Annotated in this window: 18 protein-coding genes; 14 read left to right on the top strand and 4 right to left on the bottom strand. The window is 44.6% G+C overall.

From position 1 onward, the window contains the following. Positions 1-6 precede the first annotated feature (6 nt). The 8 genes from QQL66_RS12200 (at position 7) to QQL66_RS12165 (ending at position 8,646) form a co-directional block, all read left to right on the top strand. Positions 7-819, top strand: a complete 813-nt coding sequence (locus QQL66_RS12200) for an ion transporter (RefSeq protein WP_284381723.1) — start codon at positions 7-9, stop codon at positions 817-819. 20 nt (positions 820-839) lie between these two features. Next, the gene (locus QQL66_RS12195; RefSeq protein WP_284381722.1) at positions 840-1,616 is read left to right on the top strand and encodes a glutathione S-transferase N-terminal domain-containing protein; all 777 of its coding nucleotides are present in this window, start codon (positions 840-842) and stop codon (positions 1,614-1,616) included. Between the two features lie 141 nt (positions 1,617-1,757). Beyond that, the gene (locus QQL66_RS12190; RefSeq protein ID WP_489146133.1) at positions 1,758-3,212 is read left to right on the top strand and encodes an ATP-binding protein; all 1,455 of its coding nucleotides are present in this window, start codon (positions 1,758-1,760) and stop codon (positions 3,210-3,212) included. A gap of 72 nt (positions 3,213-3,284) precedes the next feature. Further along, positions 3,285-3,983, top strand: a complete 699-nt coding sequence (locus QQL66_RS12185; protein ID WP_284381720.1) for a response regulator — start codon at positions 3,285-3,287, stop codon at positions 3,981-3,983. Between the two features lie 80 nt (positions 3,984-4,063). After that, positions 4,064-4,510, top strand: a complete 447-nt coding sequence (locus QQL66_RS12180) for a hypothetical protein (protein ID WP_284381719.1) — start codon at positions 4,064-4,066, stop codon at positions 4,508-4,510. A gap of 267 nt (positions 4,511-4,777) precedes the next feature. Continuing rightward, entirely contained in the window at positions 4,778-6,934 is a 2,157-nt protein-coding gene (gene rlmKL / locus QQL66_RS12175; protein ID WP_284381717.1) for a bifunctional 23S rRNA (guanine(2069)-N(7))-methyltransferase RlmK/23S rRNA (guanine(2445)-N(2))-methyltransferase RlmL, read from the top strand. Between the two features lie 72 nt (positions 6,935-7,006). Next, positions 7,007-8,287, top strand: coding sequence for a DUF5610 domain-containing protein (locus tag QQL66_RS12170; RefSeq protein WP_284381716.1), 1,281 nt, complete (start codon positions 7,007-7,009; stop codon positions 8,285-8,287). Between the two features lie 89 nt (positions 8,288-8,376). Continuing rightward, positions 8,377-8,646, top strand: coding sequence for a glutaredoxin family protein (locus tag QQL66_RS12165; protein ID WP_284381715.1), 270 nt, complete (start codon positions 8,377-8,379; stop codon positions 8,644-8,646). A 49-nt stretch (positions 8,647-8,695) separates the two neighbouring features. On the opposite strand, the gene QQL66_RS12160 is transcribed toward QQL66_RS12165, so the two are convergent. Beyond that, positions 8,696-9,781 carry an AraC family transcriptional regulator gene (locus QQL66_RS12160; protein WP_284381714.1) on the bottom strand — a complete coding sequence of 362 codons (1,086 nt, stop codon included), beginning with the start codon at positions 9,779-9,781 and terminating at the stop codon, positions 8,696-8,698. Between the two features lie 187 nt (positions 9,782-9,968). Between QQL66_RS12160 and QQL66_RS12155 the strand changes: the two genes are divergently transcribed. From QQL66_RS12155 to QQL66_RS12145, 3 genes are read left to right on the top strand one after another with little or no spacing between them, the layout of a single operon-like run. Beyond that, complete coding sequence (locus QQL66_RS12155; RefSeq protein WP_284381713.1) at positions 9,969-11,627, top strand: FAD-binding oxidoreductase; 1,659 nt, start codon at positions 9,969-9,971, stop codon at positions 11,625-11,627. A gap of 30 nt (positions 11,628-11,657) precedes the next feature. Then, positions 11,658-13,400: a glycerol-3-phosphate dehydrogenase/oxidase gene (locus QQL66_RS12150; protein WP_284381711.1), complete on the top strand. Its 1,743-nt coding sequence runs from the start codon at positions 11,658-11,660 to the stop codon at positions 13,398-13,400. Beyond that, a complete protein-coding gene (locus QQL66_RS12145; RefSeq protein ID WP_284381710.1) occupies positions 13,400-15,001 on the top strand; it encodes an FGGY-family carbohydrate kinase in 1,602 nt (533 codons plus the stop codon). Before QQL66_RS12150 ends, QQL66_RS12145 begins: the two co-directional genes overlap by 1 nt. Positions 15,002-15,039: 38 nt before the next feature. Here the strand turns inward: QQL66_RS12145 and QQL66_RS12140 are convergent, their stop codons facing one another. Both QQL66_RS12140 and QQL66_RS12135 read right to left on the bottom strand, forming a co-directional pair. Beyond that, positions 15,040-15,834 (bottom strand): TatD family hydrolase, encoded by a 795-nt coding sequence (locus QQL66_RS12140; RefSeq protein ID WP_284381709.1) that lies wholly within the window; start codon positions 15,832-15,834, stop codon positions 15,040-15,042. Beyond that, on the bottom strand, positions 15,824-17,053 hold the full coding sequence (locus tag QQL66_RS12135) for an EAL and HDOD domain-containing protein (protein ID WP_284381708.1): 1,230 nt from the start codon (positions 17,051-17,053) through the stop codon (positions 15,824-15,826). The genes QQL66_RS12140 and QQL66_RS12135 overlap by 11 nt, the downstream gene beginning before the upstream one ends. A 103-nt stretch (positions 17,054-17,156) precedes the next feature. Between QQL66_RS12135 and QQL66_RS12130 the strand changes: the two genes are divergently transcribed. Both QQL66_RS12130 and QQL66_RS12125 read left to right on the top strand, forming a co-directional pair. Beyond that, on the top strand, positions 17,157-18,089 hold the full coding sequence (locus tag QQL66_RS12130; RefSeq protein ID WP_284381706.1) for a chemotaxis protein CheV: 933 nt from the start codon (positions 17,157-17,159) through the stop codon (positions 18,087-18,089). A gap of 83 nt (positions 18,090-18,172) precedes the next feature. Beyond that, positions 18,173-18,985 (top strand): MOSC domain-containing protein, encoded by an 813-nt coding sequence (locus tag QQL66_RS12125; RefSeq protein ID WP_284381705.1) that lies wholly within the window; start codon positions 18,173-18,175, stop codon positions 18,983-18,985. 15 nt (positions 18,986-19,000) lie between these two features. Here QQL66_RS12125 and QQL66_RS12120 read toward each other — a convergent pair whose 3' ends face one another. Next, a complete protein-coding gene (locus QQL66_RS12120; RefSeq protein WP_284381703.1) occupies positions 19,001-19,507 on the bottom strand; it encodes a hypothetical protein in 507 nt (168 codons plus the stop codon). Between the two features lie 187 nt (positions 19,508-19,694). Here QQL66_RS12120 and sixA point away from each other — a divergent pair, with 187 nt between their 5' ends. After that, complete coding sequence (sixA, locus tag QQL66_RS12115) at positions 19,695-20,159, top strand: phosphohistidine phosphatase SixA (RefSeq protein ID WP_284381701.1); 465 nt, start codon at positions 19,695-19,697, stop codon at positions 20,157-20,159. Position 20,160: the final 1 nt, after the last annotated feature.

Genomic DNA, 20,160 nt, shown 5'->3' with positions numbered 1-20,160 from the left:
ATTTCAATGACTCGATTTAATGATTGGCGAGATCAAGTCTTTGATATTATTTACAAAACAGATACGAAAGCCGGCAAAGCATTCGATGTTTTATTAATCTTATCGATTTTACTCAGTGTTGGCGCGGTAATGCTCGATAGTATTGAGCGAATTAATGTTCGTCATGGTTATTGGCTTACTGGAGTCGAGTGGTTTTTTACCATTGTGTTTACCATCGAGTACGTTACCAGAATCTGGGTTAATCCTAGACCATTTAAATACATTTTCAGCTTTTATGGTCTTGTCGATCTGCTTTCTATTGTTCCGACTTACTTGGCTTTGATGATACCCGGAACCAATGAGTTTCTAGTGATCCGATTACTTCGGGTGTTGCGAATTTTTCGGGTACTCAGGTTATCAACCTATATTCATCAAGCTAATTTCTTGTTATCTGCCCTGAATGCAAGTCGACAAAAAATCACGGTTTTTCTGTTTTTTGTTCTCACTTTGGCGACGATTTTTGGTGCGGTCATGTATGTGATTGAGGGGCCGGATAATGGTTTTACCAGCATTCCGAAAAGCATCTACTGGGCAATCGTGACTATGACTACCGTCGGCTATGGCGATATTTCTCCGCACACGTCGATTGGTCAGGCTATTGCTTCGGTAGTGATGATTATGGGGTACAGTATTATCGCAGTGCCTACTGGTATCTTCACTGCGGAGCTTGCCAATACGTTACGCGGTGAAAAAGCTTTGGAATTAAAGTGCTCTGGTTGTGGTCTTCGAGATCACAGAGTAGGAGCAAGATATTGCTACGACTGTGGCGCTAAATTATAGGATAGGAGCAAAAGGGAACTATGTTTGAACATTTGGTAGATATCTATACGTCCACTCTGGTCTCCACATTAACTGGTTGGAAAGGGACATCTGGCTCGCGAAAAACTGAACTGCCAGCCGATGACATTGTGCTTTTTGACCGTGAGCTATGTCCTGAATGTCGAACTGTACGCCAGGCAGTTACGGAATTAAATCTGGATGTTATGGTGTACCCGTGCCCAGAAGAGGGCGATCGCTTCAAGTCTCTTCTTGAGGAACTGTCAGGTTCTATTCAATTGCCGTTCCTTTTTGATAAAAATTCAGGGCAAAAGTTGGTCGGGAAAGATGCTATTCTGGAATATCTGTTTAAAGAATACGGGCAAAAAGAGGTTCCTGAGAAATACACAAGCCAACGCTTTAATGGGTTGCTTGAACCTGTAGTTGAGTTCTCAATCGAAGCATTAAGATTGAAGAAAGGTAAATCAGCTAAGCTTTCAAATCTACCTGAGCAACCTCTGATATTGTACAGCTTTGAATCCAGCCCTTTCTCAAGACCTGTTCGTGAGCGTCTTTGTGAGCTTGAAATACCTTACAAGTTAGTCAATCTTGGTAAACAACAACGAGCTGATATGGGGCCTGCCGGCTTCCGTATGCATACAGGCCCTTATGTGCCTGTTAAGGGCTCTAAACGTGAAGCCTTTCTTGCGAAGTACAATGACGTGATGGTGCCTTTCCTTATTGATCCAAATACAGGGCAGGAACTGTTCCATTCCAAAAAGATTCTTGCTTATTTAAACCGCGAATACGCAAAGCACTAATGCTCCTATCATGAATGTGTCCTCATTTCTTGCACATTTAATCAATAAACATGCAAGGATTGAGGAACTTCAGCTCACATTCAAACCTGAGTCACATTTTGTGATAAGTTCTAATAAAACAGGCTGGATTTATTCTCTTCGATGTATCACTTCAAAACTTTACGATCACGGTTGTTAGTTGTTTTTGCTGGATTCTCAGTGATTTTGATTGCTGTGATTCTGGCCTTTAACGTCTATTCCTTTTACCAGGGCTTATTGGAATATGTGAAGGAAAAGGAAATCACTGCGGTAAAGAAAGTAGCTGAACTGATGACGACACGGGTGACTCAGGAAGAGATAAAACTTCGAAGAATCTCTCCGCGAGACTGGAATGACGCAATAAAGGATTCATTGTTGTCAGTGGGGGATGAAGATGAACGAAATGAAATTTTGCGTCAGGAGCAAAGAAAACGAAACTACAAAGACTCGTCGGGGAGACAACCAAGAATACCTCCACCTCCAGCGGCGTTAGCCAAAAATATTGCTCTTACGGATTTAGATAAGGTACCTGTCTTTGGGGAAATACTCCCTGAAGAGGGCGTTAACTACTATCCAATTTATAAAGGCGACAAACTAACTGCGTATGTGGCTCACAAACCTGCTAAGTCTGTGTTTGCAAAGCAGGAAGAAGAATTTATACGACATCAGGTGATCGGTTATCTTCTGATATCACTGGTTGCACTAATGGTTTGTGTATACATCTCCTGGCAACTCGCAAACCGGATTTCTCATCCTGTGATGTTGGTTGCTAAAGGGGCGCGACAACTGTCTTCCGGTAACTATGGGATTAACGTTGAGCTTACAAATTCAGAATCCAAACTGAAAGACGAAATAGGTCGGCTTGTAAAAGACTTTAACTATTTATCCAAAGTCCTCGAAAAGAATGAAGAATCTCGTCTCAATTGGAGCTCGGACATCGCTCATGAATTGAGAACGCCCGTGGCGGTTTTGAAGGGTGAGATTGAAGCCATTGTGGATGGTGTTCGTCCATTGTCTATGGAGTCTGTGGATAGCCTCAGAGAAGAAGTCGATATGCTAGAGAAGATGATCGCCGATCTCAGATTGTTGACTCTGTCGGATGCAGGGGCTTTGGATTATCACATGGAAGCGGTTGATCTTAGCTCGATTCTTCGCCAAACCGTATCTGCAATGGAGCCTCTATTTAGCAAAGCCGGGTTGACTCTTAAATACACGTTAAGAGGGAAGTCTCGCTCTGTTCATGGTGATCGAGCACGGTTAAAGCAGCTCATTAATAACTTACTTTCGAATAGTTTGAAGTACACCGATGCGCCTTCGGAAGTGGTGGTCAGTCTAGACATTCAAAACAACTTACAGACGATTACGGTAGAAGATGGTGCGCCAGGCGTTCCGACGGAATCATTGCCATTGTTATTTGAGCGACTCTATCGTGTCGATAAAAGCCGTAGTCGAAGTACCGGTGGTTCAGGTTTGGGCATGGCGATTTGTAAAAATATTGTGGAAGCTCATGACGGCACAATTTGTTGCAGCCACTCAGCGTTGGGCGGCTTAAAGGTAACCATAACCTTTAAAGATTAAGGTTCGTTTTAGTGGGTAATGTGCTTCAATAGAAGGGGTTGCACAGCACTACGAACGCTTTATGGAAGAAATATGACAGAACAAAAGAAACTCGTTTACATCGTTGAAGACGAAATTAAGTTAGCTCGTCTTCTGGAAGATTATCTCATCGCTGCGGGCTACCTGACACAATCGTTTCATGATGGTCAATTGGCATTCAATGCCATTAAACAAAATACGCCTGACTTGGTTCTGTTGGATTTAATGTTACCTTCGATGGATGGTATCTCTATCGCTAGGGAAACCAGACTCTTCTCAAATGTGCCTATCATCATGGTTACTGCCAAAGTAGAGGAGGTTGATCGTCTGCTTGGATTAGAGCTTGGTGCCGATGACTATGTTTGTAAGCCGTTCAGTCCTAAGGAAATCGTAGCTCGCGTAAAGGCCATCTTCAGACGTGTTGAGATGATGAATGCGCCTATTGCGCCTGCGGGCACTGAAAAGGTCAGTGTTGATGAGCAAAAAATGCAGGTTGTGATCAATGGTACGCAGCTTGACCTGACTACATTAGAGTTTCAGGTGTTCTTTTCCATGTTTAAAGAGCCAGGTCGAATCTTCAGTCGTCAGCAATTGATGGATACCATCTACAGTGACCACCGTGTGGTGAGTGATAGAACCATTGACAGTCACGTGAAGAAGCTTAGAAAGAAAATTTCTGTGGCATTTGATACCGAAGAAATTATTCAGTCTGTGTACGGCGCTGGCTACAAATATGAGCCACCGGCTGTATAAGGAATGTATTGTTAACAGGCTTTTTAACGCTTCTCTAATCAAGAAAACACGTTAAGCCAAAGAACTTATCGGGAATGATTATGAACATACGTCAAATTCTTATAACCGTCCTTGCCTTGTCTTTCATCAGTCTGGCAAGTGCTAATCCTCCGTCGCCTAATTCTGATAGAAACGCTGATAGAAACAGCCCTCAGGGACAAAGATCGGGCCCGGATAATCGATTGCATCCGGAGGACATTGAACAAGCATTGGATTTGAGCTTCTCCCAAAGGAATGATTTCCACGACATCATGAGAGCTCAGATGGAAAAAGTGCATGCATTCATGGAAAAGAACCAGGCTGAAACCCGTGACAAACTGAGCTCTGTCCTGACCGCTGAGCAACTGGACGCCTATGACAAATTAGTGGAAGCCAATCAGCCTCAACGCAGAAATAAAGGTCAGCGTCCTGACCGTAATTCCCAGCGTGGAAACAATGATCAAAACGGCTCTAACGAACCAAATCGCCAGTTTAGATTTGCTGACTAACGCCTAGTCTATTTCTTTTGGAAGCAATCATTATGTCATTCAGCGTTTGGCTAATGGTTGCTCCTAAACGCATCTATGCCCCTATAATTCTCGTGTTATTCCTGAGACCCCTCAAATCTCTCTGTTATCTGTTTCTAATCAAAGGATAGCGCTTGTGTCAGTGTTGGCTTGCTGTTCAATCTCCTTAGGCTCAGGTATCATTCGCACCGGCTTGATCTAAGCATCTATTCTATTACTAGGTTTCTTCCGAAAGGTTCTCCAATGCACATGTATAAACTCGTTGTTAGTTGCCCTCCAGGGGTAGAAAGTCTGTTGATTGATGAATTACAGGCTTTGATTGGAGTGAAGGCTAAGGAATCGCCTAGAGCGGTGTTCCTGGAAGCTACCTTAGAACAAGCGTACAAGATTTGTTTATGGTCGCGTCTGGCCAGTCGTGTCTTGCTGGAAATAGCAGAAGGCGAAGCCAATGACGGTGATGATGTTTATAAAATTGCCCGTTCGGTACGTTGGCAAGATCATTTTTCGGCATCCAATACCTTCCGAATTGATTTCATGGGGACGAATCGTTCCATAACGAACTCTCAGTTTGGTGCCCTTCGGATCAAAGATGCAATTGTCGATACCTTTACCGAGATTGGCGGTCAGCGTCCTTCGGTAGATAAAGAAACCCCTGATATTCGAGTCTATGGCTTCTTTAAGAAAGGCCGTTTCCAGGCATTTATCAATATTTCAGGTGAAAGTCTTCATATGCGGGGTTACCGTCCGGCTGCAGGCATGGCACCAATGAAAGAGAACCTGGCGGCGGCGGTATTGATGCGTGCTGGTTGGAATAAACCGGATGCAGATTTCGATCAGCTGGTTGATCCAATGTGTGGCAGTGGCACATTGCTTATTGAAGCGGCCATGATGAGAGCCAATATTGCGCCCGGGCTAACGCGAAGACGCTTCGGCTTTGAGTTTTGGAAGGGCCATGACACGAAACTTTGGCAAGAGCTGGTGACAGAAGCGCGTCAACTGAGAACGGATGGAACAAAAACCTTAAGCCGTATGTACTTTGGTTCGGATCAGGATGCCAAGGTGGTTAATAAGGCGAAAGAAAATGCGCAACGCGCTGGTGTTGGTGAATACATCCAATTTACCGCGCGTTCTTTCCAGGAAGTGTCTCCAGTGCCTTGTGAGAAGGGTTTGGTTGTGACCAACCCACCGTATGGCGAGCGACTAGAAGAGAAACACGATGTAGCGATTATCTATCGTGAGTTGGGTAAAGCCTTTCTGGAGCATTTTGAGGGCTATCAGGCGGCTATTTATGCCGGTAACTGGGAATTGGCAAAAGGTTTACCTTGGGTACCGTTTAAACAATACAAATTGCAGAACGGCACTATCGACACTCGATTGTTATTGTTCAAGCTAACTCGCGAATCCGCAATCAAGGGACTCATCAAAGAAGAAGGGCAGTTAACCGAGGGTGCTGCCATGCTGGCCAACCGTATTCGGAAAAATCTGAAAAAGTTGAAGTCCTGGGCTAAACAATCCAATGTCACCTGTTATCGCGTCTATGATGCCGATTTACCGGAATACTCGGCGGCTATCGACTATTACGAAGGCCGTCTTCACGTTCAGGAGTATGCACCACCAAAAACGGTGCCGATTCATAAATCTCAGCAGCGTTTAGCGGAAATTTTGGATGCTGTTGAAGAGGTCTTTGAGGTTGAGCGTTCAGCGATTGCCTTAAAACAACGAGCAAAGCAGTCTGGTAAAAACCAATATGAGCGATTCGATACCAAAGACGGGTATTTCAACGTAAAAGAAGATCAGGCGGAGCTTAAGGTTAATCTTACTGATTACTTGGATACCGGCTTGTTCCTGGATCACCGACCAATCAGAAAGTGGATTGCCAAACAAGCTGATGGTCAGCGTGTCCTGAACTTATTCTGTTACACGGGGGTGGCCTCAGTTCAAGCCGCACTGGGTAATGCTGCGTCAGTGACCAGTGTTGATATGTCTTCCACTTACCTAAATTGGGCGTCAGATAATTTTCAGTTGAACGAACTTCGTGGCAATCAGTACCAGTTTGTCCGAGACAACTGTGTAGAGTGGTTGGAAAACGCCACAGGCCAGTTTGATATTATCTTTATGGACCCTCCGAGTTTCTCTAATTCGAAGAAGATGGAAGGGGTGTTGGACATTCAAAGGGATCACGTTTCATTGATTCAGCACGCAATGAAACTGTTAAGCCCTGAAGGCGTGTTGATTTTCTCCAACAACTTACGAAGCTTTAAACTTGCGAGCGATGAGCTATCGGATTTTGCTATTAAAGATGTTTCTCAACGAACCATTCCAAAAGACTTTGAACGCCGTAAAAATATCCATCAATGCTGGTTTATTTGCCATTCATCCGATGTACAAAATAAATACAAAATTTAATTAAAGCTGTTCAAGGTTTGACCGATAACAGAGATAGGTTGGTCTAATTTAAACGGTTGGGTGGAATTTACAATGGTCGGCTTTAGCACTAATTTTACAGGCGCATTAGATGCTTATCAGTCAGTTTTCGGTGGGCAGGCAAAATCAGATAAACTTCCTCAGACGGCATCAGAGCAGGCCGGTGAGGCAGTTGATAAACCTAAAAAGGTTTCATTAACGTCCCCCGGTGATTTATTAAGCCGAATCGTTGGTAATAAACTGGCGAATGTGGGGTTTGAAAAACCACAAGAAACAGAATCTGCTACTGGCTTTTTCGATATCGATCAGGTGGTTGATACCGTCTCAGGATTTGTTGCTGGTTTCATTGAACGTGAACGAGCAGCGGGCGCTTCTGAAGAACGTATTCAGGAATTGGCGAATGCGGCTCGCCAAGGCGTTGAACAAGGCTTTGGAGAAGCTCGGGATATTATTTCTGATGCGGGTATCATGACGGACGAGCTGGCAGAAGATATCGATACGTCAGAAGCTCTGATTTACGATCGAATTGATCAGGTAGTGTCTCCTCAAGACGATGAGGAAGAGGCTACTGCACCATCCACAACGGATGGCCCTCGTACTGATTTATTCCGTCCGGAAAATCTGGTTTCAGCCTCTGGCTTTAACTATCGCGAACAATCCGGTGTTGTAGAAATTCAAACCAATGATGGCGACACCATCAGCATCAGTTTGGCGAGTGTTGATTACTCTAGTGCTTACTATCAGCAAAGCCAGGACAGCTCTTCCTTTGGTTATACCTCATACTCTGGCTCACAATTTAGTGTGTCTGTAGATGGTGAGTTGGATGAAGGTGAGTTAAACGCTCTGAATGATTTTCTTGGTCAGGTTGATAGTTTGGCCCAGTCTTTCTTTAGTGGTGATTTAGACAGCGCATTAGAGCAAGCGATGGCGTTAGACTATGACACCTCTGAATTGGCAAGCTTCTCTTTGGACTTTGCTTATTCTGAAATCCAGGCAAGTACGCGAACCTATCAAAATGTACAAGACCTTGGTGAGGGTGCACGCGGCTTGGCGTCTCTTCCCAACATCGTTCAGCCGCTTAAAGAGTTTGCGGATGAGGTCAAAAGCGTGGTGGATAAAGCCAGTCTTTTCCAAAACTCAGCAACTGGCTTGTTAGATCTGCTAGAACAGTTCATTGCTGATCGTGCAGAAAACTCTGACACCAGTCCAAGCGAACGTATTCAAGAGTTTGCTAAGTCCTTGTTCGAAGAGATTTTACCTTCGAGCTTCGATGAACCCGTTGCTGAAGAGCCTCAACAAGGAAGCTCCGTTGAAGATCTAGTGGGCGATGTATAAACTGTGTTGTATTGAAAAAGAGCGCTCCGGCGCTCTTTTTTATGCCTGCCAATGCTTAAACTAGCCAAACTGCACAACGGACTAATTTAATGAATCATAACGAACCAGATTTAATCCTGTTTACGACTGACGGCTGTCATTTATGTGATATAGCATCGCAAGTCATTGCTAATGCCATCGATCTGGAGCAGGTCTATGTGGAACTTGTGGATATTGCGGAAGAGCCCGAAGCTGATCAGCTGATTGAAGACTACGGAACGCGACTGCCTGTGGTTAAGCATCTGGCCAGTGATAGAGAAATCGACTGGCCTTTCGACTCACCAACCTTTGCCAAATGGTTTGATGTAGTAAGTCGCTAACGGATCAAGTCTGAGCTTCTTCAGATAAAAAGATATGTATCCTTTTATCCTAGCTTCCTTGTTTTAACTGTCTGAACTCACCAGGCGTGGTGTTCGACCACAATTTAAAACTTCTGTGGAATGAGCGAGTGTCTGAAAAGCCTAGATGAGAGGCGATGTCTCCCATCGAGAGCTGGGTATATGCCAGATAATATTCGGCGCTTTCCTTCCTTACCTGATCCAATAGCTCTTGATAGCTGCTGTCGGCCGCTTGTAGCTTCCTCTGCAAGGTTCGACCTGAAATACCGAGTGTTTCAGCTAAACGCTCTTTTCTAGGGGGCTCTGACTTCATGATCTCTTTAAGAGCGCGGGTCGCTTTAATCACAATGTCCTGATCTGATGTCAGTTCATTCAGTTGTGTCTGAGCATGTTGTTCAAGCGTTTGCAAGAGTAGTGGGTCTGCGCGCCGTAAAGGCATTTCCAACTGTTGCTGGGAAATAAATAAGGAATTAGACGGTTGCCCAAATTTGATCGGGCAGCGGAATATCTCCCTGTACTGCTGTTCGGTTTCCTGATTTGAAGGCTTTTCACGAGTAAGCCAGATTTCTTCAGGAGCTTGTTCGGGGCGATTACTCAACCAACGACAATAAGTCACCCATGAGGCCAGGACATTATCAACCATATGAGGGATGACTTCCGGATGTGTGTAGTTGCATTTCCAGGTCATCTTGATGCCGGTTTTACCGCCGATATCGATATCTTCGAATTCAGTGACGCCCATATCGCCGACCAACTTCTCGTAAGGCATGGCCTTTTCCAGCGCTTCTTTAACTGTGCGGCAATTCATCGAAATATAACCCAGCACGACGTAGGACGCAGGCTGAACATACTGGGATGTGCTCAATCCGAAGTTCTCAGATTTACAGGTTCGAATCAGTTCAAGAAGCAGTGCCTGGAAGTCTGTACCCTGAATTCTAGCGGTGTCATCTTCCAGTAAATGAGCCGGGAAACGACTGTTAATTAACGCAGATTTGATATCAATTCCCATTGCTTTGGAGCAGTCTAGGTATTGAAGAATAGGGGGTACAGAGGCAGTTCCGAGATTATGTGGCGCTGATTCTGGCTTGTTTTGTTCGCTAACTTTGTCGATGGGCATTGATGTCTGTCAATTTTAGTTTTTGTAATTTTATCGTGACCTAATTTGAATATAGCCTGTCCAGATAGGTCAGTTTAAAAATAGTTTAACATGGTTAGACTGTGCCACCATACTTTGAACCAAATCATATTTTGGTTTCTATCAAAAGAATAACTCAGGAAGTTATAAGCTAGCAGGAGAAGTGACTATGCGTCGTTGGAATGGTTGGGGTGATGAAGCTACATATTTGGAACTACCGGATAACGGCCAGTCGTTTCTTGAAGAGAAGGTAGGTTCTGCTTCTCCTCTGGAGAATGCTAGCTATGAACAAGTGGAAGCCAATGTGCCTGCTTCTCGCTTGGAAGAATCTGATCTGTACACCACGGATAAAAAAGATCGTATCTTGCATTCCCGTGGACAAAGTCTTCCTGACTGGCTTGCCATGAAGAGCGGCGAAATTGGTGTTTTCCCGGATGCGGTTAGTTACCCGGAATCTACCGACGATGTGCGCCGTCTGTTAGATCAGGCAAAAGCGAATAATTGGGTGGTGATCCCTTACGGTGGTGGCACCAGCGTAGTGGGGCATATCAACCCATTAAAAGATGAACGTCCTATTATCACGGTAGATATGGGGCGGATGTGTCGTCTATTGGACTTAGACGAACAAAGCCGAATTGCGACGTTTGGTGCGGGTGTCCCTGGTCCGTTACTGGAATCGCAACTTCAGGCCAAGGGGTATACCCTTGGCCATTTTCCTCAATCCTTTGAGTTGTCGACCTTGGGTGGTTGGATCGCGAGCCGTTCAAGCGGTCAGCAGTCACTAAAATATGGCCGAATTGAACAGATGTTTGCTGGCGGTAAGATTGAGACTCTTGATGGAACCTTTGATATTCCGACGTATCCAGCGTCGTCGGCCGGTCCTGATATCCGTGAGTGGTTCATGGGGTCTGAAGGTCGTTTCGGCATCATTACAGAAGCTAAGATTCGTGTGACTCCCATCGCGGAGCAAGAAAAATTCTTTGTGGCTTTCCTTCCGAGCTGGGTAAATGCGTTGAACTGTGTTCGCAATATGGTTCAGGCTGGCATTCCAATGTCCATGATGCGCTTGAGTAATGCCGTAGAAACTGAAACTCAGTTAGCGTTAGCAGGCCATGAAGGGCAAATTAAGCTTCTTGAAAAATTCCTTAAATTCCGTGGGGCTGGTGAAGGGAAGTGCATGTTGACCTTTGGTCTGACACACAATAAATCCCAGAACAATCTTTCTTTGTCTCAGGTTAAGAAAATTATTTCCCGCTTTGATGGTGTGTATACAGGCACCATGCTAGGAAGTCGTTGGAAGGAAAAACGTTTCTTATTCCCATATCTTCGTGAAACGCTTTGGGAGCGTGGATACGCAGTCGATACCCTTGAAACTGCAACCGATTGGGATAATGTCGATTATTTATTGAGTGAAATAGAGAACAACCTGAGATCTGCGTTAGGCGATGAGGGTGAGAAGGTTCATGTGTTTACTCACTTGTCTCATTTCTATAACCAAGGCTGTAGTATCTACACAACCTACGTTTATCGTACTGGCGACAGCTACGAAGAGACTTTGAATCGTTGGAAGAAGCTTAAATATTCTACGTCTGAGCTGATCGTCAATAACAGAGGCACCATCAGTCACCAGCATGGCGTGGGTCTTGATCATGCCCCGTATATGGCGATTGAGAAAGGTGAAGTGTCGACCGGTTTGATTCGTCACGCTGCAGAGTATTTTGACCAGAATAAGCAAATGAACCCAGGTAAGTTGTTGGTTGATGGCGATTTGACGGCAACATCGACAGCCGAGGATTCTACCCCTGAAAGTTCTGCACAATCTGTGTAATTCAATTGTGTTATTTGGAGGTCAGAAATTATGGCTTTATCTCCTGTAGAAAATGAACAAGGGGCGGACTCCTCCGCCTCTTTCAGCAAAAGAACACTTTCAACGTCAGCCCAGGCGTTTCGACAACAAGTTCGAGGTCATCTTAGCGGTAAGTCACCGAATGAAAAGGCCTTGAACTTTGATTTGATTGTCATCGGGGGTGGTATTACCGGTGCTGGGATTCTTCGTGAAGCTGCACGTCGAGGCTTAAAAGTCTTATTGTTGGAGCAGAAGGATTTCGCCTGGGGTACGTCTAGTCGTTCTTCTAAAATGGTCCATGGGGGCTTGCGCTATTTGGGCGAAGGGCAGTTCAGGCTGACTCGCGAATCCGTAAAAGAGCGCCAACGCTATCTCGATGAAGCGCCAGGACTGGTTGATGTGATGCGCTATCTGATGGTGCATAAACCAGGTCAATTTCCTCCTCGCTGGCTATTTCAGATTCTTCTGTCAATTTATGACTTTTTTGCCGGTAAGAAATATCGTCAATCCGTGGATGCTTCGGATTTACCCGGTTGGCTGGGGCCCATTGCTGCAGGTGATGCGACAGGCGGTTCGGTCTTTGCTGATGCGGTGACGGATGATAGCCGGTTAGTGTTCAGAGCCTTAACAGAAGCGATTAATGATTGCGGTGTCGCGTTGAATTATTGCGCTGTTACTTCGCTGGACAAGAACGCGGAAGGCCGAGTTACGGGTGTTACGGTACAGGATGACGTATTAGGTGAAAGCTATAGCCTTACTGCATCTGCTGTCGTTAATGCCACGGGAGCATGGGCAACAGAGTTAGCAAAAGAGAATGCGCCTCAACTGAGGCCATTGCGAGGTAGCCATCTTGTCGTGCCATTTTGGCGACTGCCTGTGTCTTGCTCTATTTCCATGCTTCACCCGAAAGATAAACGCCCAGTGTTTGTATTTCCTTGGCAAGGTGCCAGTGTTATTGGCACAACCGACTTGGACCATACAGCACCGCTTAACGAAGAAGCTTCTATCAGTCAGGAAGAGGTGGACTATCTACTGGAAGGCGCGAACTATTATCTGTCTTCAAGTGCTTTGACTGAAGCTGATGTCGTTTCAACTTGGGCAGGGGTTCGTCCTGTTATTTCTAGTGGTAAAGGGCTTGATCCATCCAAAGAAAACCGTGAACACACCATATGGCAACAGCCAGGTTTAATCACAGTAAGTGGCGGGAAACTCACTACTTTCCGGGTGATTGCGTTCGATGTGCTTGAAAAGGTTTTAAAGGACGAACTGGGTCGAAATAACTCAACCCGAGTAAGAGACTTTGGTCAGGCCTTCTTTACCTCCACTCAGTATGCAGCTCAACGATTAGGCCGTTTGACTGGTCGCTTTAAGCGCCGTTTGTCTGGTCGATATGGCATTCGTGCATTTGAATTAACCGAGACTCACAGTCAAGGTGTTGAGATTGAATCAAGTGTGGGGTATTCGGATACCTCATGGGCCGAATTGGAATGGGCGATTAAGAATGAATCTGTCGTTCATCTTGATGATTTGATGCTTCGAAGAACTCGTTTAGGCAATGTTTTACCAAACCTGTCAGACGCTTACTGGGATCGTATTAAGGCATTGTTCATAGAACACCAACAGTGGTCTCAACAGCAATGGGAACAAGAGTTGGAACGCTATCAAGGTATTTGGCAGCGTTGTTATTCCATGCCATGTCGTAGGCTTGAAGTCCCTCATCAAACAACCTGTGATGTAAAGAAAGAGGCTGTTTGATGGATAAGATTACCCAAGTGGTTGGTCAAGCCAAAGACCAGGGGAAGTCACCCACGCATATTTTGACCATTGATAACGGTACTCAAAGCATTCGTGCCTTGGTGTTTGATCTTGAAGGGCAATTGATTGCGAAGTCCAAGGTTCACCTGGAAGCATATTTTTCCAAGCATCCAGGGTGGGCAGAGCAGTATCCAGAGTATTATTGGAAAAGCTTATCTGAAGCTTGCCAAAAACTTTGGCAAGACCCAAAGGTTGATCGAAACAACATCAAAGCAATGGCGGTAACCACACAACGAGGTACCGTGATTAATTTGGATCAATACGGTCAGCCTTTACGTCCGGCCATTATTTGGCTCGATCAGAGGAAAGCTGATACCAGTGAACCGGTTGGTGGTTTATGGGGGGTGGCCTTTAAGTTATTAGGGCTAACGGAAACCATTAATATCTTCCGGGCTAAAACCCAGGCGCGCTGGATTCAACAGCAACAGCCTGAGATTTGGGCGAAAACGGATAAGTATCTTCTGTTATCAGGTTATCTGAATTACAAGTTAACCAATGAGTTTAAGGATTCCATCGGCTCTCAAGTGGGTTATATCCCATTTGACTACAAGCGACTTAAATGGGCGCCTCATTGGGATTGGAAATGGAAGGCGACGGGTATCCGTCCAGAACAGTTGCCAGAGCTTGTAAATCCAGGTGATCCGATTGGTAAGGTGACGAAAGCCGCCTCTGAATACACTGGTATTCCAGAAGGCTTGCCCGTCATCGCTGCTGCTTCGGACAAAGCCTGCGAGATTATTGGGTCTGGCGGTGTGTCTCCAAACATTGCTTGTTTAAGCTTTGGTACAACCGCGACCATTAACACCATCAACGATAAATACGTTGAAACGATTCCTATGATTCCACCGTATGCGGCGGCGATTCCTGATGCATACTCTACGGAAGTGATGATTTATCGTGGTTTCTGGATGGTGAGTTGGTTTAAAAAGCAATTTGGCTTACGTGAAATCAATGTCGCTCAGGAACGGGGTATCGAACCGGAGCAACTTTTTGATGAATTGGTGAACTCAGTGCCACCAGGGTCAATGGGGTTAATGCTTCAACCGTATTGGACGCCAGGATTGAAAAATCCTGGCCCGGAAGCCAAAGGGGCAATCATTGGTTTTGGTGATGTGCACACTCGTGCTCACATCTATCGTGCGATTCTGGAAGGTTTGGTTTACGGTTTAAGAGAAGGGCGTGAGCGAATCGAGAAACGCAGCGGTACTCATGTGTCTCAGGTTCGTGTTGCAGGTGGGGGATCTCAAAGTAATGCGGCTATGCAAATTACCGCTGATATTTTTGGCATTCCGGTAGAGCGGCCACATACCTATGAGACCTCTGGCCTTGGCGCGGCAATCGACGCGGCGGTAGGTATGGGCTTTTATCAGAATTTCGATCAGGCGATTGCAAACATGACCCATACGGGGGAGGTGTTCTATCCGAACAAGCCCACACAAGACATGTATGATCGTCTCTACAAAGAAGTTTACTTGAAGATGTATAAGCAGCTTCAACCGCTGTACAAATCTATCCGTGATATTACTGGCTACCCTGAGTAGCCAGCTTTTTTCTTTCCGCTTTTTTCTTTCTTCCTTGTTCAATCTATATTGAAAAATCGTTTGCAGTTTTCAGTGGTTTGGGCTGAAAGTACTTCAACAGGTTTACCTAGAATCTCTGCAATGTATTCCCCGATGTGAGGAAGGTACTTGGGTTCGTTTCGTCGACTTTTCGGTTTGGGAGCCAATGTTCGCGGTAACAAGTAAGGTGCGTCGGTTTCGAGCATCAAACGATCTTGAGGAATGAGCTCCAGAAGTTCATGTAAATGATGACCTCGACGTTCATCGCAAACCCAGCCCGTGATGCCAATATAGAGATCTAAGTCCAGATATCTCATAAGATCTTCTCTGCTGCCTGTGAAGCAATGAATAACAGCATTGGACAACTGATCTCGATGTTCTGAAAGCATCTTATGCATTGTTTCGCCAGCGTCTCGCTCGTGTAAGAACATAGGCTTCTGTGATTGTTTTGCCAGTTCGATATGCTTTAAGAACGAGTTGCATTGGTCTTCAGGTGTTGAGAAGTTTCGATTAAAGTCCAGGCCCGTTTCGCCAATGGCGACAACGCAGTCTTCAGTACTTAGCTGGCAAATCTCATTGAACACCTCGTCGCAATTTTCTTTCGCATCATGAGGATGAATGCCTGCGGTGGCGTATTGACTGTGTTGCTTGGCTAGTGCAATGGCATTCCTGCTTTCTTGAAGGTCTGTGCCTGTAATGATTATGGTGGAAACGCCATTGTTCTGTGCGTCTTCAAGTACGTTGCTTTGTTGGTCTTTGAATTGTTTATTCGACAGGTTAACGCCAATGTCAATCCAGCGCGTGTTATGGTTCATGGCTATAGCGATTACTCCAGTTGACCGCTTCTTGATAAAAGTCGTTGAGATGATGATCAGAGATGCCCATTTTTTCAAGCGTCCCCCAACTTATTTTGCTCCACCAGCCGTTTTCATGTGCCATTACAGTCGCGAGAATAAATCCTTGATAGCCTTTGTAATAAAGCAGCGCATTAAACACATCCTCTGACATAGGAATACGCTCAAGCAGCTTATGCATGGTCATGTCCATGAACGCAGGCAGGCATGATAATATGCCTACAGTAAAGAAGCTTTCGGCGTCTTTGGCATTGATGTGTTGAGCCAATAATTCGCAGGTTTTCCCCCGGATTAAGGCAATGGCTGTAAGCTCCTGGGGTTTATCATCCAGCTGTGAAAGCGAAAGTAACATAACCCAGGATTTGATTTTCTTTAATCCCAGCCAGGTTAAGGCTTGTTTGACGTTGGTCAGTCTTCTTCCTCTGGAATAGGCAGCGGAATTCACTAACTTCAGGAGTTTATATGTGAGTTCGGGATCTCTTAATAGAATCTCTTCAATGCGCTCAAGTTTTACATCTGGTTGCTGAAGTGAGGTAATCAGCGTCAAAACAATCTCCTTGTTGTATGACAGCTTTTTTCCTTTAACCAGCTGAGGTTTTGCAAAGAAGTAGCCTTGAAACAATTCAAACCCTAGGCGTTTACATTGTTCAAATTCATCATGGGTTTCTATCTTTTCAGCAAGCATTCTGCGCTTGGTGCGTTTGATGTGCTTTACATCGGTAAGAAAGGCTTTTTGATCTGGATAGGCTCTCAGGTCGACTTTTATAATGTCGCATAGCTGGATCAACTGAGCTTTATCATTACTGAAAATAAAGTCGTCCAGAGCAATGGTATATCCCTGACTTTTAAGATCCGTTAGCGCTTCAATAATCTCAGGGCTGTCGGTAATGTCTTCTAAAACTTCGATGACCAGATGCTGTTTATCAAACGGAATATCGCCAAGCAGTAGGTTTTTAGTGAAATTTACAAAGCCGGGGACATTTCCAGTTAAGTGAGAAATATCGTTCTCAGAATAGGCTGATAAAAGAACCTGGCTGGTTGCTGAATCTTCATTCGTAGGAGCGGCAAAGTTCTCTTTGCTGTTTCTAAAGAGAAGTTCGTATGCGGCTACCTTGAGGTTAATGTCAAATATGGGCTGTCTTGCTAGCAGAGGCTTTTTATTTTTAGATGATATATCCATATAGCCTTTTAACGTCCATAACGAATTGATCTACAATTATTAAAGATTTAAGTGTAGATCACGATATAATTCCTAACCATAAATCATCACCAGAGGTCAGTTAATGTCTGGAATTTTAGATTCAGTTGATTCTAGAACACAGCTAGTAGGTGAAAACCGTCTTGAGATCTTAACTTTTCAGCTACACGGTCATCAGCAGTACGCCATTAATGTGTTCAAAATCCAGGAAGTTTTACCGCTTCCTAATCTGACGTTGATTCCTCATCGTCACCCTCACGTGTGCGGTGTGACCCACCTGCGTGGGGCGACTATTCCTGTGATTGATTTAAGCGCTGCCATTGGTATGCGTCCTATCATTCCTGATGAAAAATGTACCATTATTGTGACCGAATACAATCGATCAGTTCAGGCGTTTTTGGTGGGTGGTGTCAGTCGGATTGTGAACCTTAATTGGGAAGATATTCTTCCTCCGCCACAAGGCTCAGGCCGTCAAAACTTCCTGACCGCGATAACCCGAATTGACGAAAAGATTGTTGAAATTATTGATGTCGAGAAAGTTCTGGCTGAAATTTCACCGTATGACACGGACGTATCTGATGATGTGCTAGATCCTAGGGTGATGCAATACGCACATGGCTTAGAGATTCTGTTGGTCGATGACTCTACTGTCGCGATTTCTCAAGCCTCTGAAACATTACATAAAATTGGCATCAAGGTGACATCTCGCAGTGATGGGTTGCAAGCGCTCGAACACCTTAAACAGTTGGCGGATTCAGGTGTGAATCCGCCTGATAAGTATCTGATGCTTATTACTGACGCAGAAATGCCTTCTATGGATGGTTATCGATTAACGACGGAAATCCGTAATGATCCTCGTATGAAGGATTTATTCATTGTGCTGCATACATCTCTTAGTGGCGGCTTTAACAAGGCTATGGTTGAGAAGGTGGGATGCAATGATTTCTTGTCTAAATTCCAACCAGATATGCTTGCTCAGGTTGTCCAGAACCGAATTAAGTCCATAAAAGGACTATAATTTATAGCGTTTATGCTATTGATTTCAAAAGCATCTGTGTCATGATTCCAAACTAATTAGTCAATAAACTTGGAATCGTGACCATGTCTAATCTTTCTGTCCACTCTCTTTTTTATTACCCCATAAAGTCATGTGCGCCAAATACCTTACAAAGCGCAAACATTACGCCATCAGGTATTGAGAATGATCGACGCTGGATGATTGTGGACGCAGAGACCGGCAAGTTTGTTACTCAGCGGAAAGACCCAAAACTTGCAAGAATTCGTGTCAAACAGGAAAGTGAGCAGATCGCGCTTCAATACCTTGATGGTGCTGACTCCTACATCGATGTGCCTGTCAGTAAAACATCATTAATTGAAACCGAGGTGTGGAAAGATCGTCAGCAATGCTGGGATCAGGGCGAGCAGGTTTCCACTTGGTTGTCTGAAATTCTGGATAAAGACGTTCGCCTCGCGTACATAGACGATGAGCAATTAAGAACCGTGGATCAAGACTTTGCGAAGCCGATGGATCAAGTCGGTTTTGCGGATGGTTTTCCTTTTCTTGTTGCAACAACGACTTCAATTGAGCAATTCAATAAAGATCTAGGGTATGAAATTTCAATTAAGCGCTTCCGTCCAAATATCGTAATTGAAGGTGATGACTTGGTTCCGTATGCAGAGGACCAATGGAAAGCGATTGAGATTAACGGAATACGCTTTGATCTGGTTAAGCCATGTTCTCGTTGTGTTATGCCTTCAATAAATCCAGAAACCATTGAAAGAGAACGTGCGGTTATTGAAACGCTGGTAGCAACAAGAAAGCAGGGGAATGCGACCTTTTTTGGTCAAAATGCTGTGCACTCTCCAAAACAGGGTTTGATTTCCGTTGGAGATAAGGTTGAGGTGATCTGTTAAGGCTGTTTTCTGAATCTAAAAAAGTTCTATGTCGTCTTGTGGTTCAGCTAGGGTACTTGAAGTAATTTGTTTGAATGCTTCAAGTGCCTCATCTAATGATATGCCGGATACGATTTGTTCAAACATCTTACGTTCTGACTCCATTGTATAGCGCTGTTTAATGCTGTTTTGCAGGTCGTTCCAATCTTGATCTGAAATATTACTTGGGTCTCCCAGTAAGTTGGCGGTGTCTGTCAGGCCTGTATTAACATGATGTAATCGCTGTGTCATACGGTCATAAAACTGCATTGCAATAATTGCTCTGTTGAGTTTTTCTCTTAAATTTGAAAAGTCCCGTCGATCAACCCGGATGACTGTTTCTGCATCATGTCCGTCCAAATGATGAAAGTTTTCAGCGATTTCAGAGAAAGAGGAAGAAAGCTCAGTTACAGATTGTCCTGCCTCGATCATAGTAGCTTCTATTTGAGCGACGGCTAATGCCAACATTTTGATAGTAGCTTCAAGTTGTTCTTGATTTAGCATAGGGCTTTTTCTCAACCTCTTGAGGCTTGCGTGTGCAGATATACGTTTGAAAAAGAATAAGTTAGCAAAATATTTTTACTGATCAATTAGAATAGTTGATATCATTCCAAGGCGCTAGTCGGACCGCTATTCGAACTACTATGATGAATAGAGTAAGGCTTCAGGTGATAAGTGAAGGACGATATATATGAGAATTGCGATAGTAAGACATGGTGAGGCATCCTATGGCGCAGACTCAGATGCTCAACGTCAGCTGACGGACTATGGTCGAAAGCAAGCTAAGAGTACCGGTACTCAGTTAAAGGATTGGTGCACAGAGCATACAAAGCTATTGCACAGCCCCTTTGAACGGACTTCTGAAACCGCTTCCATTATCAGTCAAGAACTAGGCATTGATGCGATTCCTTTGCCAGTTCTTCAGGCAGGTACGCCATTTCAGAAAATTATTGAATGGTTGCAGAACACAACAGAGACAGATGTCATTCTGGTATCTCACAATCCAATGGTTACTGAGATCACGAACGCATTGGTTTATGGTGTTGAGGCAGTCTCGCAACCTCGGTTGGTTTTTGATACTGGTTATGCTTGTTGCCTTGAGTGTGAATATCCTGGTACAGGCTGCGTTGAGCTGATTAAGCGGATCATACCCTGAG

This window comes from Litoribrevibacter albus (assembly GCF_030159995.1).
GTDB classification, from domain to species: domain Bacteria; phylum Pseudomonadota; class Gammaproteobacteria; order Pseudomonadales; family Litoribrevibacteraceae; genus Litoribrevibacter; species Litoribrevibacter albus.
The sequence above is the reverse complement of the archived record's forward strand: the minus strand, read 5'-3'. Positions and strand labels throughout refer to the sequence as shown.

Excerpts from the sequence above, each read along its gene's own strand:
- QQL66_RS12140 (WP_284381709.1), bottom strand. The coding sequence starts at position 15,834 with ATGAACCATAACACGCGCTGGATTGACATTGGCGTTAACCTGTCGAAT.
- QQL66_RS12165 (WP_284381715.1), top strand. The coding sequence starts at position 8,377 with ATGAATCATAACGAACCAGATTTAATCCTGTTTACGACTGACGGCTGT.
- QQL66_RS12155 (WP_284381713.1), top strand. The coding sequence starts at position 9,969 with ATGCGTCGTTGGAATGGTTGGGGTGATGAAGCTACATATTTGGAACTA.
- QQL66_RS12195 (WP_284381722.1), top strand. The coding sequence starts at position 840 with ATGTTTGAACATTTGGTAGATATCTATACGTCCACTCTGGTCTCCACA.
- QQL66_RS12130 (WP_284381706.1), top strand. The coding sequence starts at position 17,157 with ATGTCTGGAATTTTAGATTCAGTTGATTCTAGAACACAGCTAGTAGGT.
- sixA (WP_284381701.1), top strand. The coding sequence starts at position 19,695 with ATGAGAATTGCGATAGTAAGACATGGTGAGGCATCCTATGGCGCAGAC.
- QQL66_RS12125 (WP_284381705.1), top strand. The coding sequence starts at position 18,173 with ATGTCTAATCTTTCTGTCCACTCTCTTTTTTATTACCCCATAAAGTCA.
- QQL66_RS12160 (WP_284381714.1), bottom strand. The coding sequence starts at position 9,781 with ATGCCCATCGACAAAGTTAGCGAACAAAACAAGCCAGAATCAGCGCCA.
- QQL66_RS12120 (WP_284381703.1), bottom strand. The coding sequence starts at position 19,507 with ATGCTAAATCAAGAACAACTTGAAGCTACTATCAAAATGTTGGCATTA.
- QQL66_RS12150 (WP_284381711.1), top strand. The coding sequence starts at position 11,658 with ATGGCTTTATCTCCTGTAGAAAATGAACAAGGGGCGGACTCCTCCGCC.
- QQL66_RS12145 (WP_284381710.1), top strand. The coding sequence starts at position 13,400 with ATGGATAAGATTACCCAAGTGGTTGGTCAAGCCAAAGACCAGGGGAAG.
- QQL66_RS12185 (WP_284381720.1), top strand. The coding sequence starts at position 3,285 with ATGACAGAACAAAAGAAACTCGTTTACATCGTTGAAGACGAAATTAAG.
- QQL66_RS12180 (WP_284381719.1), top strand. The coding sequence starts at position 4,064 with ATGAACATACGTCAAATTCTTATAACCGTCCTTGCCTTGTCTTTCATC.
- rlmKL (WP_284381717.1), top strand. The coding sequence starts at position 4,778 with ATGTATAAACTCGTTGTTAGTTGCCCTCCAGGGGTAGAAAGTCTGTTG.
- QQL66_RS12170 (WP_284381716.1), top strand. The coding sequence starts at position 7,007 with ATGGTCGGCTTTAGCACTAATTTTACAGGCGCATTAGATGCTTATCAG.
- QQL66_RS12200 (WP_284381723.1), top strand. The coding sequence starts at position 7 with ATGACTCGATTTAATGATTGGCGAGATCAAGTCTTTGATATTATTTAC.
- QQL66_RS12190 (WP_489146133.1), top strand. The coding sequence starts at position 1,758 with ATGTATCACTTCAAAACTTTACGATCACGGTTGTTAGTTGTTTTTGCT.
- QQL66_RS12135 (WP_284381708.1), bottom strand. The coding sequence starts at position 17,053 with ATGGATATATCATCTAAAAATAAAAAGCCTCTGCTAGCAAGACAGCCC.